Origin of the sequence: Paenilisteria newyorkensis (assembly GCF_000766145.1) — a bacterium.
Lineage (GTDB): Bacteria > Bacillota > Bacilli > Lactobacillales > Listeriaceae > Listeria_A > Listeria_A newyorkensis.
Window position 1 is genome coordinate 113,430 of the sequence record NZ_JNFB01000039.1, and the last position, 16,400, is coordinate 129,829.

19 protein-coding genes and 1 pseudogene are annotated in these 16,400 nt (G+C 42.5%); 17 read left to right on the forward strand and 3 right to left on the reverse strand.

Translation table 11 applies throughout. From position 1 onward, the window contains the following. The first annotated feature begins 162 nt into the window (after positions 1-162). The 12 genes and pseudogenes from rimP (at position 163) to pnp (ending at position 10,323) form a co-directional block, all read left to right on the forward strand. Positions 163-630, forward strand: a complete 468-nt coding sequence (gene rimP, locus EP58_RS12575; protein WP_036093926.1) for a ribosome maturation factor RimP — start codon at positions 163-165, stop codon at positions 628-630. A 30-nt stretch (positions 631-660) separates the two neighbouring features. Further along, entirely contained in the window at positions 661-1,782 is a 1,122-nt protein-coding gene (gene nusA / locus EP58_RS12580; protein WP_036093927.1) for a transcription termination factor NusA, read from the forward strand. Positions 1,783-1,799: 17 nt separating this feature from the next. Next, positions 1,800-2,087 carry an RNase P modulator RnpM gene (gene rnpM / locus EP58_RS12585; RefSeq protein WP_036078772.1) on the forward strand — a complete coding sequence of 96 codons (288 nt, stop codon included), beginning with the start codon at positions 1,800-1,802 and terminating at the stop codon, positions 2,085-2,087. Further along, positions 2,077-2,379: a YlxQ family RNA-binding protein gene (locus EP58_RS12590; RefSeq protein WP_036078666.1), complete on the forward strand. Its 303-nt coding sequence runs from the start codon at positions 2,077-2,079 to the stop codon at positions 2,377-2,379. Before rnpM ends, EP58_RS12590 begins: the two co-directional genes overlap by 11 nt. 22 nt (positions 2,380-2,401) lie before the next feature. Continuing rightward, complete coding sequence (gene infB, locus EP58_RS12595; RefSeq protein ID WP_036093929.1) at positions 2,402-4,705, forward strand: translation initiation factor IF-2; 2,304 nt, start codon at positions 2,402-2,404, stop codon at positions 4,703-4,705. Beyond that, positions 4,702-4,980: pseudogene (locus EP58_RS12600) on the forward strand (DUF503 domain-containing protein). The gene infB and the pseudogene EP58_RS12600 overlap by 4 nt, the downstream one beginning before the upstream one ends. 14 nt (positions 4,981-4,994) lie before the next feature. Beyond that, positions 4,995-5,339, forward strand: coding sequence for a 30S ribosome-binding factor RbfA (rbfA, locus tag EP58_RS12605; protein WP_036093930.1), 345 nt, complete (start codon positions 4,995-4,997; stop codon positions 5,337-5,339). A gap of 76 nt (positions 5,340-5,415) precedes the next feature. Then, positions 5,416-6,342, forward strand: coding sequence for a tRNA pseudouridine(55) synthase TruB (gene truB / locus EP58_RS12610; RefSeq protein WP_036093932.1), 927 nt, complete (start codon positions 5,416-5,418; stop codon positions 6,340-6,342). 128 nt (positions 6,343-6,470) lie between these two features. Continuing rightward, positions 6,471-7,397 carry a bifunctional riboflavin kinase/FAD synthetase gene (locus EP58_RS12615; RefSeq protein ID WP_036093934.1) on the forward strand — a complete coding sequence of 309 codons (927 nt, stop codon included), beginning with the start codon at positions 6,471-6,473 and terminating at the stop codon, positions 7,395-7,397. A gap of 142 nt (positions 7,398-7,539) precedes the next feature. Next, entirely contained in the window at positions 7,540-7,809 is a 270-nt protein-coding gene (gene rpsO / locus EP58_RS12620; RefSeq protein WP_036062005.1) for a 30S ribosomal protein S15, read from the forward strand. A gap of 97 nt (positions 7,810-7,906) precedes the next feature. Further along, a complete protein-coding gene (locus EP58_RS17820; protein WP_255309562.1) occupies positions 7,907-8,029 on the forward strand; it encodes a hypothetical protein in 123 nt (40 codons plus the stop codon). Between the two features lie 122 nt (positions 8,030-8,151). Beyond that, on the forward strand, positions 8,152-10,323 hold the full coding sequence (pnp, locus tag EP58_RS12625; RefSeq protein ID WP_036093935.1) for a polyribonucleotide nucleotidyltransferase: 2,172 nt from the start codon (positions 8,152-8,154) through the stop codon (positions 10,321-10,323). A gap of 85 nt (positions 10,324-10,408) precedes the next feature. Here the strand turns inward: pnp and rsgA are convergent, their stop codons facing one another. The 3 genes from rsgA to EP58_RS12640 all read right to left on the reverse strand — a co-directional run bounded on the left by rsgA (position 10,409) and on the right by EP58_RS12640 (position 12,539). Next, positions 10,409-11,470: a ribosome small subunit-dependent GTPase A gene (gene rsgA / locus EP58_RS12630; protein WP_036093937.1), complete on the reverse strand. Its 1,062-nt coding sequence runs from the start codon at positions 11,468-11,470 to the stop codon at positions 10,409-10,411. Between the two features lie 200 nt (positions 11,471-11,670). Then, positions 11,671-12,153 carry an MltG/YceG/YrrL family protein gene (locus EP58_RS12635; RefSeq protein ID WP_036093939.1) on the reverse strand — a complete coding sequence of 161 codons (483 nt, stop codon included), beginning with the start codon at positions 12,151-12,153 and terminating at the stop codon, positions 11,671-11,673. A gap of 32 nt (positions 12,154-12,185) precedes the next feature. Then, positions 12,186-12,539 (reverse strand): hypothetical protein, encoded by a 354-nt coding sequence (locus tag EP58_RS12640; RefSeq protein WP_036093940.1) that lies wholly within the window; start codon positions 12,537-12,539, stop codon positions 12,186-12,188. Positions 12,540-12,737: 198 nt separating this feature from the next. Between EP58_RS12640 and rpmG the strand changes: the two genes are divergently transcribed. From rpmG to EP58_RS12660, 5 genes are all read left to right on the forward strand, one after another. Continuing rightward, entirely contained in the window at positions 12,738-12,887 is a 150-nt protein-coding gene (gene rpmG, locus EP58_RS17260) for a 50S ribosomal protein L33 (protein ID WP_003719608.1), read from the forward strand. A 64-nt stretch (positions 12,888-12,951) separates the two neighbouring features. Then, on the forward strand, positions 12,952-13,506 hold the full coding sequence (locus EP58_RS12645; RefSeq protein ID WP_036093941.1) for a 5-formyltetrahydrofolate cyclo-ligase: 555 nt from the start codon (positions 12,952-12,954) through the stop codon (positions 13,504-13,506). A gap of 94 nt (positions 13,507-13,600) precedes the next feature. Continuing rightward, the gene (locus EP58_RS12650; protein WP_036093942.1) at positions 13,601-15,148 is read left to right on the forward strand and encodes a rhomboid family intramembrane serine protease; all 1,548 of its coding nucleotides are present in this window, start codon (positions 13,601-13,603) and stop codon (positions 15,146-15,148) included. Positions 15,149-15,159: 11 nt separating this feature from the next. Continuing rightward, a complete protein-coding gene (locus tag EP58_RS12655; protein WP_036093944.1) occupies positions 15,160-15,372 on the forward strand; it encodes a YqgQ family protein in 213 nt (70 codons plus the stop codon). A 13-nt stretch (positions 15,373-15,385) separates the two neighbouring features. Then, complete coding sequence (locus EP58_RS12660) at positions 15,386-16,357, forward strand: ROK family glucokinase (RefSeq protein WP_036093946.1); 972 nt, start codon at positions 15,386-15,388, stop codon at positions 16,355-16,357. Positions 16,358-16,400: the final 43 nt, after the last annotated feature.

Consider the following 16,400-nt stretch of genomic DNA (forward strand, 5'->3'; position numbering starts at 1 on the left):
TTTGCGAAGGAAGAATGTTTGTGTTATAGTTAATAATGAAATTACGATAACTCAACCAAGAGTGGGCCGACGCCCACTCTTTCCTTTTGCAACTTTGCAGGGTTAGATTGTCGTAAACCACTGGCAATACTAGCTTTGTCAGATATATTAAAGGAGGCTAAAATGAGTAAAGTTCTTGAACAAGTCGAAGAAATCGTGTTGCCAATCACAACCGAACTTCAACTGGAACTGGTCGATTTAGCGTTTGAAAAAGAAGGAAAGCACTGGTATTTGAGGGTATTTTTAGATAAAGAAGGCGGCATTGATATCGATGAATGTGCCTTGGTTAGCGAGAAACTGAGTGAAATCTTGGACAAAAATGACCCAATTACACAAAATTACTTTCTGGAAGTATCATCACCAGGCGCAGAACGACCATTGAAAAAGGAAAAAGATTTTGAAGCAGCCATTGACAAATGGGTCCACATCACAAGTTACGAGCCCATCGCGGACCGTAAAATGTGGGAAGGAACACTCACGAAGTATGATGGCGAGACACTAACTGTTGAAATTTTGGATAAGACACGTAAAGTTGTCTGTGAAATTCCGAAAGACAAAGTGGCCAAAGCAAGACTAGCGATTAAATTTTAAAAGCGGTAAATTAAAGGAGCTGAAAAAAGAATGAGCTCAGAACTATTAGATGCTCTTCATGTGTTAGAACATGATAAAGGAATTTCACGTGATGTGATTATTGAAGCGATTGAGGCGGCACTCGTGTCTGCTTACAAGCGAAATTTCAACCAAGCACAAAATGTACGAGTAGATTTAAACTTAGATAAGGGCACGATGCACGTGTTAGCGCGCAAAGATGTGGTAGATCAAGTATTTGACTCCCGTTTAGAAATCTCTGTGGAAGAGGCACACAAAATCAATCCAGCATTCAAAGTTGGCGATGTTGTGGAACTTGAAGTGACGCCAAAAGATTTCGGCCGAATCGCAGCACAAACAGCGAAACAAGTCGTGACGCAACGTGTTCGTGAAGCAGAACGAGGCATCATTTACGACGAATTTATCGATCGCGAAGATGATATCATGACAGGTATCGTAGAACGCCAAGATTCTCGTTTTATCTATGTAAACCTAGGTAAAATCGAAGCGATTCTATCTCAAAATGAGCAAATGCCAAATGAGACATACCGCGCCCATGATCGTATCAAAGTGTACTTGACGAAAGTCGAAAAAACGACCAAAGGACCGCAAATTTATGTTTCTCGTACGCATCCAGGTCTTTTAAAACGACTTTTTGAAATGGAAGTTCCAGAAATCTATGAAGGCATTGTAGAAATTAAATCTGTTGCTCGTGAAGCCGGAGATCGTTCTAAAATCTCTGTGTACACAGAAAATCCAGAAGTCGACCCGGTTGGTTCTTGTGTAGGTCCAAAAGGTGCCCGCGTACAAGCCATCGTGAACGAACTAAAAGGCGAAAAAATCGATATCGTGGAATGGTCAGCTGATCCGTTTACATTCGTTGCAAACGCGCTAAGCCCGTCCAAAGTGCTCGATGTTATCGTCAATGAAGCCGAACAAGCAACGACGGTCATCGTACCAGATTATCAACTTTCCTTAGCCATTGGTAAACGTGGTCAAAATGCACGTCTTGCCGCTAAATTAACTGGCTGGAAAATTGATATTAAGAGCGAAACAGTGGCGACAGAAGCTGGTATTTATCCACGTCCTGATGGCCCAGTCATCGAACGCGCCGATATCGACATGGCGGATGAAATCGCTGAAGACGAAGAATAAAGGAGTGACCAATGCGGATGCGTAACAAGAAAATTCCCTTAAGAAAATGTATTGTAACCGGCGAGCGCAAACCAAAAGGCGAACTTTTACGTATTGCCTATTCTAAAGACGGTGTACTAACGATAGATCCTAGCGGAAAAGCGCCAGGTCGTGGTTTTTACATTGTCATAGACAGCAAGGTCGCTGAAAAAGCTAAAAAGAAAAACAGTATTTTTCATCAGATGAAGATGCCAGAACAAGACGGTTTTTACGATCAACTTATTGATTACGTAAAGACAATCGAAGGAGCAAATCATGGATCATAACAAAGCCTATTCCTTACTCGGAATCGCTTATAGCGCTCGCAAACTCGTGACTGGCGAAGAACTAGTTTTAAAAGAAGTGAGACGTCAAAAAGCACGACTAGTCATCATTTCAGAGGATATATCAGAAAAAACCGAGAAAACAATCCGTAACAAATGCCAGTATTACGATGTCCCGCTTGTGAAAGCCGGCACCCGTGAACAGCTAGGCGGTGCGATCGGCAAAGATGCAAGAGCCATTATCGCGGTAATGGATAAAGGATTTGCGGCAAAACTAACGGAATTACTCGGGTGAAATCTTAACGGAGGTGTGTCACATGAGTAAAGTTCGTGTATATGAATACGCAAAAGAACACCAATTACCTAGTAAAAAAGTCATCGAGACATTACAAGAGTTAGGCGTAGAAGTCGCCAACCACATGTCTACCATTAACGACAATGCATTACGACAACTCGACAAAACATTGCTTGGACCGAAAAAAGAATCTGCCGCGCCAAGCAGCCAACCTAAAGCATCAAACGAAGCAGGTCAAAGTAAGGGGTCTAATAAACCAAATATGAATGATAAATCGAATCAATCCAAACCAACTAATAATACAAATAAACCAGCCTCACAAGGCGCAGCAAAACCAGCAGCAAGTGGAAATAAACCAGCTGGTGGAGCAACACAAGGCGGTCAAAATCGCCCAAACAATAGCGGTGGTCAAAACCGTCCTGGCGGCAACGCACAAGGCGGCGGAAACCGTAACCAAGGTGGCAATCGCAACAACCAAAACCGCGGTCGCAAAAACAACACCAAATACAAAGGCAAACGTAATCACAGTACCGTACCACCAACACCACCGAAGCCAAAAGAGCTTCCAGAAAAAATCGTTTTCTCAGAATCACTGACAGTTGGCGAATTAGCGCGTAAATTATACCGCGAACCATCTGAAATCATCAAAAAACTATTCCTACTCGGCGTCGTAGCAACGATTAACCAAGGCTTAGAAAAAGATGCCATTGAACTTGTCTGTGGCGAGTACGGCGTAGAAGTAGAAGAAGAAATCAAAATCGATATCACAGATTTAGATGTTTATTTTGAAGAAGCAACCGAAGAAGATAAAGGCAAAGAAGTGGAGCGTCCAGCTGTTGTAACGATCATGGGTCACGTCGATCATGGTAAAACAACGCTACTTGATTCCCTGCGTAACACGAAGGTAACACTTGGTGAAGCCGGCGGAATCACGCAACATATCGGTGCCTACCAACTAGAAGTCCACAACAAAAAAATCACATTCTTAGATACACCTGGTCACGCAGCCTTTACAACCATGCGTGCACGTGGTGCCAAAATTACTGATATCACCATTCTTGTTGTAGCAGCAGACGATGGCGTTATGCCGCAAACAATTGAGGCGATCAACCATGCGAAAGCAGCGGAAGTTCCAATCATTGTTGCTGTAAACAAAATCGATAAACCACAAGCCAATGCAGATCGCGTGATGCAAGAACTAACCGAGTATGAATTAGTTCCTGAAGCATGGGGCGGTGACACCATTTTCGTGCCAATCTCAGCGAAATTTGGCGAAGGATTAGATACGTTGCTTGAAATGATTCTCCTTGTTTCCGAAGTAGAAGAATTAAAAGCAAATCCAGATCGTCTAGCTATCGGTAGTGTTATCGAGGCCGAACTTGATAAAGGTCGCGGTTCCGTTGCGACACTTCTAGTTCAAGACGGTACACTAAATGTCGGCGATCCAATCGTTGTTGGTAATACGTTTGGACGTGTTCGTGCGATGGTCAATGATATCGGACGCCGCGTGAAGAAAGTAGGACCAAGTACACCGGTTGAAATCACAGGACTTAGCGATGTACCACAAGCCGGCGACCGTTTCGTAGTTTTTGAAGATGAAAAAACAGCCCGCGCTGTTGGGGAAGCTCGTTCAAGCCGTGCCGTTGTAGCACAGCGTTCTGCTACAAACCGTGTGAGTCTAGAAAACCTATTCGAACACATGAAGGCTGGCGAAATGAAAGAAGTTAACGTTATCATCAAAGCCGACGTACAAGGATCAGTGGAAGCATTGGCTGCATCCCTACGTAAAATTGAAGTAGAAGGCGTTAACGTCAAAATTATTCACACGTCCGTTGGTGCCATCAACGAATCTGATATCACATTGGCTTCTGCATCAAACGCCATTGTCATCGGATTTAACGTTCGCCCAACAACACAAGCACGTGAAGGCGCTGAGAATGAAGGCGTTGATATCCGCTTGCATCGCGTTATCTATAAAGCTATCGACGAAATCGAAGCTGCGATGAAAGGGATGCTTGATCCAGAATTCCAAGAAAAAATTATCGGGCAAGCCCAAGTACGTCAAACAATCAGCGTATCCAAAGTTGGAACAATCGCGGGTTGTTACGTTACAGACGGCAAAATCACACGCGACAGTGGCGTTCGTGTTATCCGTGACGGCATCGTTGTTTTCGAAGGCGAAATCGGCACGCTGAAACGCTTTAAAGACGACGCGAAAGAAGTAGCAAAAGGCTTCGAGTGTGGTATTACCATCGATAAATTTAACGATATTAAAGAAGACGACGTGATCGAAGCTTACATCATGGAGGAAATCGAACGTAAATGATCCGTTACGTCGAGTCCGAGTGGTTTTTGCAGACCCCACAGACACTAAAAGAAAAACGAGCCATCATAAAGCGCGTCCTAACACGTGCCGGCCAAAAATTTAATATCTCCATTGCTGGAATTGGATTCCAAGACAAATGGCAGTGAGCCTTAATCGGATTCGCTGTCGTCTCCGAATCCCACGAACAAGCCGAAAAAGTAGCAGATACCGTTCTCGCATTTCTCGATTCATTTCCAGAGTGGGAACGCGGCAAAACAACAATGGAAAGTTTGTAAAATGAGGTGAAAATATGAATCTTAGAGCTAATCGTGTAGCAGAGCAAATGAAAAAAGAGCTTGGCGACATCCTTAACCGCAAATTAAGAGATCCTCGCATTGGTTTCATAACCGTTACTGGTGTTGACGTGACGGGTGATTTGCAACAAGCAACCGTGTTTGTTTCCGTTCTAGGCGAAGAAAAAGGGCAACAAGACGCCCTGGCTGCCTTAGAAAAAGCGCATGGTTTTATTCGCTCCGAAATCGGTAGTCGCATTCGCTTGCGCAAAGTACCAGAACTATTTTTCGAAATAGATCATTCTGTGGCTTACGGCAATCATATCGACGACCTATTACGCGGTCTAAACGATAACGAATAAGAAACAAGGAGGGGATAGGTGCCGGTTTTCGCGGACGTCTATCCTTCTTTGTGTAGGAAAAGGAGTGATTTACGAGATGGACGGAATTATCCCCTTGTGGAAAGAAAAAGGCATGACGAGTCATGACTGCGTATTCAAACTGCGCAAAATTCTCCAAACAAAAAAAGTCGGACATACAGGGACGCTCGATCCCGATGTCGAAGGTGTTTTGCCGATCTGTATTGGTCGCGCAACAAAACTCGCCGAATACATTACGGATGAAGGCAAAACGTACGAAGCAACGGTTACGCTTGGCAGTGCCACAACGACCGAAGACGCGAGTGGAGAAGTAGTCGCTGAAAAAGAAATCACCGAAACTATTTTACCGATTGATGTCGAAAAAGCTGCAAAATCTTTCGTTGGGGAAATCGTGCAAATTCCGCCGATGTACTCCGCGGTGAAGGTTAATGGCCGCAAGTTGTATGAATATGCAAGAGAAGGCATAGAGGTAGAACGCCCGAAACGCACGGTGAATATTTATGCAATCGAACTCTTGAAGCCTTACGTACCAATAAGTCCGGACAACAATACCTTCCACATACGGATTAAATGTGGCAAAGGAACGTATATCCGTACACTTGCCGTCATGATCGGTGAAAAACTAGGATATCCCGCGCATATGTCCGAGTTAAAACGCACGCAAAGCGGTATTTTCACAGAAGAACAATGCTTCACATTATCTGAAATTGAAGCGCTGCGAGCAAAAGAAGAAGAGGCCAGCTTCCTGTATCCGTTAGAAGACGGCTTATCTGACATGCCACAACAAGACATTTCGGAGCTGATTCACGAGAAAGTGCTAAACGGCGTTGTGCTACCAGAACAGTTCATCAAAGAACGCAGCCAAGGACGCGTAGCCTTGCTCTATAAAAATAAATTAACAGCCATCTATGTACAACATCCAGAACGTCGCGATTTTTGGAAACCAGAAAAAGTGATCGAACTACGCGAAGGTAAATTAAACTAAAAACGGCGAACGAAAAGAAGCTACCCATTGTCGAACAAGGTAACTTCTCGTAACTCCGTATTGATTGCGCATTATATTTTACCCTTGAAGTAGTGGGGCAAAACATACTGCAAAGAGAAGGGGATTTCATGGAAACGTATTTTTTGCATCATCCACCAGAAAATATCGATCGCGACCCGAAAGTGATAGCGCTTGGTTTTTTCGATGGATTGCACCGAGGGCATCAAGAAGTCATCAACACAGCTAAAAAAGAAGCTGAAAAACGTGGCATAAAAACAGCAGTCTTAACTTTCGATCCACATCCATCCGTTGTGCTTAGCCAAATGCGAAAACAAGTCAAATATCTGACACCGCTAGAAGAGAAGAAGCGCAAAATGGCCGAGCTCGGTGTTGATATATTATACATCGTTCGCTTTACCACAGCGTTTTCGAATCTGAGCCCAGAAGATTTCGTCGCGAATTATCTGATTGGCCTAAACGCAAAGCATGTTGTTGCCGGCTTCGATTATTCTTACGGACGTCAAGGTGCTGGGAAAATGACGGATCTTGCCAACTATGCAGATGGGCAATTTGATGTAACAATTGTTCAGAAGCTAGAAGATTTGCATGACAAAGTGAGCTCGACCAACATTCGAAAATATATTTCGGAAGGCCAACTAGACGAGGCAAACCAATTGCTCGGCTATCCTTACACACTGACAGGAACCGTTATCCACGGTGACAAACGCGGCCGCACAATCGGTTTTCCAACGGCGAATATTGCTGTCGATGACGGTTTCCTCATTCCTAAACTAGGCGTCTATGCCGTCAAATTTAAAGTGAATGGAGAAACACATTTAGGCATGGCGAGCATTGGCTATAACATTACCTTCAAAGACGACCAAGCGATGTCAATCGAAGTCTATATTTTAGATTTCCACCAAGAAATATATGGAGAGGAAATTGAAATCGAATGGTTCCATTATTTCCGACCAGAGTTGAAATTTAATGGTGTAGAAGGTTTGATTGAACAATTGAAGCAAGACGAAGCAGATACGAGAGCATATTTCGCATAAAAAGTTAGGCTATCTCTTGCTTTTTGACCGAAAATAGTGTATCTTTAACTCTGTACGAAATAGAACCCTTACTTGGCTTTTTGCGAGTCACCAACGCTTGGCTCAGTATGCGGGGATTAGAAAAGAAGGAGGTGTGTAAGAAATGGCATTGACACAAGAGCGTAAAAATGAAATTATCGCTGAATATCGTGTACATGATACGGACACTGGTTCACCAGAAGTTCAAATCGCTGTTCTTACTGCAGAAATCAACAGTTTGAATGAACACGTTCGCGAGCACAAGAAAGATCACCATTCTTATCGTGGTTTGATGAAAATGGTCGGTCATCGTCGTAACCTTTTAACTTACCTACGTAAGAAAGATGTTGCACGTTACCGCGAACTTATCGGACGTTTAGGTTTACGTCGATAAACACAAGGAAAACGGGATATTTTTGTCCCGTTTTTTTTTGAAAAAAATAAACAAGAAGTGTCCTGCTACCTAAGAAAGTAGAAAGAAGCTTTATCGCATGAATCCAAAAACGTGCCATTTACATAAAAACATGATTTCCCTAAAAGTCACTGTCTTCACAGACGCGGAGCATCGGCGCGCAGACTTCAACGACGCAGATGTGTGCTTCTCGGCTCGATGAGAGAGATGGTTGGTTTTTGGATTCATGCGTGTCGGAATATCAATTCAGGCGTGCGTGAAGAGTTATGCATGGTAAAGTTTCTATTTGGTAGTGGACGCTCCTAACTAAAAGGAGATCGAAATATGACTGAAAAACAAGTATTTAAATCCACATGGGCAGGCAAAGAACTAGCAATCGAAGTTGGTCAAATGGCAAAACAAGCAAACGGTGCAGCGCTTATTCGCTACGGCGATACCGTTGTTTTAACAGCAGCTGTTGGTTCGCGTAAACCAAGACCGGGTGACTTTTTCCCGTTGACTGTAAATTATGAAGAAAAAATGTACGCTGTTGGTAAAGTTCCAGGCGGCTTCTTAAAACGCGAAGGTCGTCCAAGTGATCGCGCAACATTAACGGCACGTCTGATTGACCGTCCAATCCGTCCGCTTTTTGCAGAAGGGTATCGTAACGATGTTCAAATCACATCTACAGTGCTTAGCGTGGATCAAGACTGCTCACCAGAAATGGCTGCAATGCTTGGTTCATCGATTTCACTTTGCATCTCGGATATTCCTTTTGAAGGGCCGATTGCGGGTGTAGATGTTGGTCGTGTGAACGGGGAATACATCATTAATCCAACCATCGAGCAACAAGAATTAAGCGATATTAGCTTGACGGTTGCTGGGACAAAAGAAGCCATCAACATGGTAGAAGCAGGAGCGAAAGAAGTGCCTGAAGAAGCGATGTTAGAAGCTATCATGTTCGGTCACGAAGAAATCAAACGCTTAATCGCGTTCCAAGAAGAAATCGTTGCCGCAGTTGGTAAAGCGAAAATGGAAATCGAATTATTCGTGCCAAACGCAGAGCTTGTTGCAGAAGTAACGGCTCGCGCAGAAGCAGATATGAAAATCGCGATTAAAACCGAAGAAAAATTAGCGCGCGAAGAAAACATTAACGTGTTAAAAGAGGCGGTTGTCGCAGAATATGAAGCAAAAGAATTAGAAGACGCAGCAGAAGTTTTGCCAGAAGTAAAACATATTTTAGAAATGCTTGAAAAAAATGAAATGCGTCGCTTGATTTCACAAGATAAAATCCGTCCAGATGGTCGTAAGGTAGACGAAATTCGTCCGCTATCATCTGAGGTTGGTATTTTGCCACGCGTCCATGGTTCAGGACTATTCACACGTGGACAAACGCAAGCACTTAGCGTATGTACATTAGCGCCACTTCGCGAGCACCAAATCATTGATGGGCTTGGTCTAGAAGATTCCAAACGCTTCATGCATCATTACAACTTCCCGCAGTTCAGTGTTGGAGAAACAGGACCTCGTCGTGCACCAGGTCGTCGTGAAATCGGTCACGGAGCACTTGGTGAACGCGCGTTACAACAAGTTATTCCAAGTGAAGAGGATTTCCCATACACGATTCGCCTTGTATCTGAGGTTTTAGAGTCAAACGGTTCAAGTTCACAAGCAAGTATTTGTGGATCGACGCTTGCAATGATGGATGCAGGTGTGCCAATTAAAGCGCCGGTTGCTGGAATCGCGATGGGACTTGTCAAACTTGGCGATGACTACACAATTCTTTCTGATATTCAAGGTATGGAAGATCATTTCGGCGACATGGATTTCAAAGTAGCTGGAACACGTGACGGTATTACTGCCTTGCAAATGGATATCAAAATCGATGGTCTTAGCCGCCAAATTTTAGAAGAAGCCTTGACACAAGCGAAAGCAGGCCGTCTGCACATTCTAGAACACCTAGAAGCGACCATCAACACACCTCGCGAAACCTTGTCAGAATATGCACCTAAGATCGTTACAATCAATATCAAACCTGATAAAATCAAGGACGTTATCGGACCCGGCGGTAAACAAATTAACCAAATCATCGACGAAACGAATGTTAAAATTGATATCGAACAAGACGGTACAGTTTTCATCGCGTCTCAAGATGATGCCATGATCGAAAAAGCGAAAGCAATGATTGAAGAAATCGTCCGCGAAGTACAAGTTGGCGAAATCTATGATGGTAAAGTTCGTCGTATCGAGAAATTCGGAGCTTTTGTTGAATTATTCAAAGGCAAAGATGGCTTGATTCATATTTCTGAACTAGCGCACGAACGCGTTGGTAAAGTGGAAGACATCCTGAAAATGGGTGATATCGTGAAAGTCAAAGTAACAGAAATAGACGATCACGGTCGTGTAAACGTATCTCGTAAAGCTTTGATTGAGAAAAAAGAAGGCGATACAGAACAACCGAACCGCGCACCACGTAAAGAAGGCTACAAAAAACCTTACACCAACGATAAAAAATAAGTAATCGAAACACCTGCCATGCACGATTGGTAGGTGTTTTTTTGATGCGAAAAACCCTGCCGTTTCCAGCAGGATCCTTGTTATACTATTTTTTTCTCGCCTTTAAATTAGATTTATATTGCGTCTCCGAAGCTTTATGAACGGCTTTCCATTTCTGCTTTTCCGCACGTTGCAAAACAGGATCGTTTTTACGCTCGAAATAAGCCAGTTCTCGCTTTAATTTAATCCAATGGGCATAATGAACCTCCGAAAGACTACCGTCCGTTAAAGCGGCTTGTACGGCGCATCCTGGCTCGGTACCATGTTGGCAATTTCGGAATTTGCAATCATTGGCCAGCAACTCAATATCTTGAAATGTTTCACCAAGCCCGTCACTCGCTTGCCCAATACCAAGTTCGCGCATCCCAGGCGTATCAATCACAAGCAATCCAGTCGGCAACAAGTGCAACTCACGATGCGTGGTCGTATGCTTGCCTTTCGAATCATCCTCCCGAATCCCGCTCGTTTTCATCAACGTTTTTCCAGATAGGGCATTGATAAAAGAAGATTTCCCAACACCAGACGAACCTAGCAACACAATTGTTTCACCAGGCTTCAAAAAGCGCTCAATCGTGTCAAAACCACTTTTTGATAAATTATCCACCGCAAAAATAGGTACGCCATACGCAACGAGTTCAATCTCCGTCACGATTTGCGCTGTATTTTCACTGAGATCCGCCTTGGTCAAAATCACAACAGGTTTCGCGCCGCTATCCCAAGCAATTGTTAAATAACGCTCCAACCTATTGATGTTAAAATCATGATTCAACGAGCTCACAATAAAAACATAATCAAAATTCGCGGCCACTAATTGTTCGCCGCCAGCAGGGTCACTACGTTTAAACACCGTCTTCCGGTCCAGCACGCCATGAATGAGGGACGTATCTTGCGGATGACTCTCAAGCGCCACAAAATCACCAACCGCGGGAAGCTCCGTATTCATCGCACCCATAAAAGCAACATATTTCAACTTGGCCAAATGCTCGCCATCCTCAGATACAACTTTGAAAAAATCTTTAAAAACAGCCGTCACACGTGCGGGAATAAGCCCTTCCTGCAACGTTTGCGCCTCAAAAAAATCTGTAAATCCATAATTATTAATAGTCAATGTTTTCGCTCCTTTAAAATAGGGGAGCTTTAAATCGAATCAAACGCTCCCAAAATGTGATTGTTGTTAGTATTCGAAAACTTTACAATATCCATAATTCATCATCCTTTCATATTGGGAATTCCGCTCCATTATAACACAAGCGGGGCGTTTTAGCCAATAAAAAAAGGAAAGCGATGGTAGCTGCCTTCCTTTTTTCATTAGTTTTTATGCGTAATGATTTTTGCGATTTGATCGGCAGTCATATTACTGTCTACAGCATAGCTACCGTCGCGTACATATTTCTCATAGTTGTTCGTGCGTAGGAACTTATCGAATTCAGCACCGGACTTGATGATGCCTGCAAATTGTAGTTCGTTACCAGCTTTAGAAGAAGGATCGCCTTTTTTGATAACAAGCGTGAATTTCTTGACTTGTTTTGCTTTTTCTTCCTCTGCTTTTTTCTTAGCCGCAACTGCTTTTTGAGCTTCTGCTGCTTGTGATTTCGCTAATTCTTGAGATGCAAGTAGATCCTCATATTTCTTTTTGTAATTTTCGCTGTCGTCAGCTTTCGTTGTCGTCGTTGTTTTTGGTTCCGTTGATTTCTCTGCTTGTGCGCTTGATGAGAAGAACGTATCAAAGACAAGCAAGAGCACTGCTGAAATCAAAAATCCTAGCGCCAGCATGCGAAGTGATTGTTTCATTGTATTATTTCCTCCCTTGTGATATCTCCAATTTAATGAGCAACATATTCAGCGATTATTTCATTTACTTGGTCTTCTGAAAGTTCCGATTGTGTAACAATTTCCTCTATAGTGACACCAGAAGTATACAAAGTAATAATTTGTTTTTTTCTTAAGTCACGGAGTTTTTTGCTAGATGTGCGAACAGGAGTGACAGTGTCAGCATCGATTTTCAATGTATTTTCTAGAGTAGACACACGTTTTTTTAATTCGAAGTTCTCTTGCATTAATTGAGACGCGATTTCCTCCATCTCATTTTCTATCTGTTTGCTATTTCCTTTTTGCATAAATGAAAGCAAGAATAGGACGACAGAACAGGCAAGAAGAATTATGATTAGAACAGTCATTGTGTTAATAACACCTCTTTTCCCTAAACTCTACTTCTATTTATAGCATAAATTACGCCAAAAACATAGTCAAAAATGAATATTGTAAACAAAATAAAAAGAAAAGCTTAGGAATCCTTGCGTAAAGCCCTTAAAAATGATATTATAATACAGGTCTGATAAATAATTCAGTTTGATTAGAGTTTGGAGGGAAATAGAATGCGTGTTAATATCACTTTAGAATGCACTGAGTGCGGCGATCGCAATTATATCACTACTAAAAACAAACGTGAAAACCCGGAACGTATTGAACTAAAAAAATATTGTCCAAGATTGCGCCGTGTCACTTTGCACCGCGAAACTAAGTAAGCAGCAGGATTTCCACCTGTTGCTTTTTTTATGGAGAATATTCTGTACTCAAGGAGGAGAGGGAATGACAGCGAAAGCTACACTACGCGAACAAATACTGACAGAGTTGCAAAAAATGGATAGAGCTACATACGAACAACGCTCACGAGCCATTGCAGAACAACTATTTCAAGAAGAAATATGGAAAAAAGCGACAACAATCGGTATCACAATCGCCCGATTCCCAGAAATAGCAACGCGCGCAATCATTGAACGAGCTTGGCAAGATGGAAAAACTGTAGCAATACCTGAGACAAATAATAAATCAAAAGCCATGAAGTTTCGAGTATACAAAGAAAGCGATGAACTTTGTAAAAAAGCATTGGGTCTTTATGAGCCATTAGAAAGCGCTGTCGTTGTGCAAAAAAACGACTTGGACCTACTAATCGTCCCTGGCGTTTTATTCCGCACAGACGGCTACCGAATTGGTTTTGGAGCTGGCTTTTACGATCGCTACTTAATGGACTATCAGGGCGCAACGATTTCACTCTGTTATCGCGAACAAATAACCGCTGATTTCATGCCAGAACCTCACGATTTACCCGTTCAAAAACTAGTGATTGAAAATAATCTGAAATAATAGCAAAAATTTGGCGGAGATTGATTTACAATGTTCCCTTTTTTGCGTATAGTAGTACTTATAAATAGGATTTTAAAAGAAAGCAGGGAATTTTTTGAGCCTCCAGGAACAGTATATTTTTTGGCGCTTAACTAGCTATTTTCTAATTGAAGAGGGATATCGACTCATTCATCTTCACGAAAAGAAACAAGAACTATGGTTAGATAATCCAGCCCAAAAGAAGCGACCAGTTATTCGAATTCAGATGAAGGAGCTCAGTTGGTCTAGTGTCGTCGAGCGGGATATTGAGCAAGTAATGCGTGTGTGCGAAGATTTACGCAAGCAGATGGGACGTTTGAAACTCCCATTAGTCAATATGTACATCACGCCCTTTAAGCCGGTTGGAGATACTTCAGAATGGTTCGATAAACCGCTACACTCAGAAAACGAGAAAATAAGTCTGAACAATATATTAATCGATGCAGAAAACGCAGAAGAGCAGCTAAAACAACTAGAAACGGAGCTCGGTATACCTGCCGAGACATTTCAAGTTCTGACCGGTATAGATGAAAGCACCGTCACTAGTGAACGAAGCGTCGTCATCAATTATATTACCGCAAAAGTAAGTGACGAACAGGTGCAAGCCCGTAAAGAAAAGCCTTATGTGACATATGTTTTGCTTGCCATCCAAATAGCAGTATTTTTAATCATGACATTCACAGGAGGGACGAGCAATAATACCTTTAACCTTGTCAGGTGGGGAGCTAAGTTCAATCCACTTATATTCGCAGGAGAATGGTGGCGCTTCATTACGCCGATGTTTATCCATATCGGATTACTCCATCTACTCATGAATTCCGTCGTCCTGTATATCATAGGACCAATGGCAGAAAAACTTTACGGCAAGTGGCGTTATGCGCTTATCTATGTGCTATCTGGCATCACAGGAGTTGTCGCCAGTTTCGCATTTAACATTAATGTGGCGGCAGGAGCTAGTACGGCTATTTTTGGTATCTTTGGAGCCTTGTTATACCTAGTAGTGTTAAAACCGCATATCTATGCAAGGTCATTAGGAATTAGTATTGCGGGTTTAGTTGTCGTAAATTTAGTGGTTGATTTATTTTCTCAAGGTATCGACCTAGCAGGACACATCGGCGGCTTAGTTGGCGGATTCTTGATTGCCGGAGCCTTATCCATGCCGCATCAATACTTCCACTGGCGCCGAATTTTATACGGAGCTTCGGCCGTTGTACTGACCGTGTTCTTCCTGTGGTTCGGTTTCGACAAAGGAAAGCACCCTTATGACCCACAAAACGCCAATGCTGTAGCAGGGGCATTTATACAAAATGAAGATTACAAAACAGCCCAAAAAATCTTGCACCAACTCCAAGTTTCAGGTAGTGCCGATGCGCTAACTTTTACAAATTTGGCCGTCATTGCAACGATTCAAGGAAATGAAATAAAAGCGGCAGACTTTGCGCGAGAAGCGATTGCACAAGAATCGTTTAATCCTCACGCCCATTTCTTATTGGCTCGTAGCTATGAAGTTCAAGGGGATTTGGAGCAGGCGTTAAAAGAAGCAACAATCGCAGTTGAACAGCAAGATACAGAAACGTATGTCCAGTACAAGCAATATTTAGAGGGCAAAATCCAAACAAGATAAGAGGTATCGTTATGAAAACAGTCTATGATGTGGCTCAATTACTGAAAAAATACGGCATTATCGTTTATCTTGGTAAGCGACAATGGGATATCGAAATGATGGAATACGAGCTAACGGAACTGTTTAAACATAAATTGCTGGATCGTGAAGTCTATGCCCGCGCTAGATCTGTTCTTAAAGTCGAATTAGACAAAGAGAAAGCAAAAAATAAGGTAGTAGAGTAGGAGACATGTGAAAATGGAAAAGAAATTAATTGGCGTTGACCTTGGCGGTACAACTGCAAAAATTGCAATTTTAACAACTAATGGGAAAATTGAAGAAAAATGGTCTGTTGAAACAGATAGCTCTGATGAAGGCTCTCATATTGTTCGTAACATTGGCGACAGCATTAACCAAAAATTAACGGACCTACAGTTGGATAACAACACTTTTTATGGTATCGGAATGGGAACACCTGGAACGATTAACTACGAAACAGGCACGGTTAAAGGAGCCTACAACCTAAATTGGGCAAAAGAACAAAATGTAGCAACCGATCTCAAAAGTATTACTGGGCTAGATGTACACTTAGATAATGATGCTAACATTGCAGCAGTTGGTGAAAGATGGCAAGGAGCTGGTGAAGGCTCGGCGAATGTTTTCTTTGTGACCTTAGGAACTGGTGTTGGTGGAGGTATTTTTGCGGAAGGAAAGATTCTTCATGGAGTTAAGGGAGCGGCAGGTGAAATCGGTCATATTACGGTAGATACTAGCAAAGAGGCCTATGACTGCACATGTGGAAAGAAAGGTTGTCTAGAAACAATCGCTTCTGCCACAGGAATCGTGCGCGTAGCCAAAGATTTAGCTAAGTCTTTCGAACCGAATTCTAAGCTAAAAGATGCTATACAGCAAGGAACCGAAGAAATCACATCTAAGTTGATTTTTGACCTCGCAGCAGAGAAAGATGAACTAGCAAAAAAAGTAGTTGATCATATTTGTTTTTATCTTGGTCTAGCATGTAGTCATATCGGTAATATGCTCAATCCAGAAAAGATCATCATTGGTGGTGGAGTTTCGGCAGCTGGAGACGCTCTTTTGAAACCTATTCAAAACTATTTTGAAGGTATGGTCTTCCCGGCAGTCCGAGAATCAACATCTATCTCGATTGCGACGCTTGGAAATGATGCAGGAGTTTTGGGCGCAGCATGGTTAGCTCTACCGTCTGAATAATAGCTTATTTTAGCTAGATGTACTACTGGCAATAATATAACGC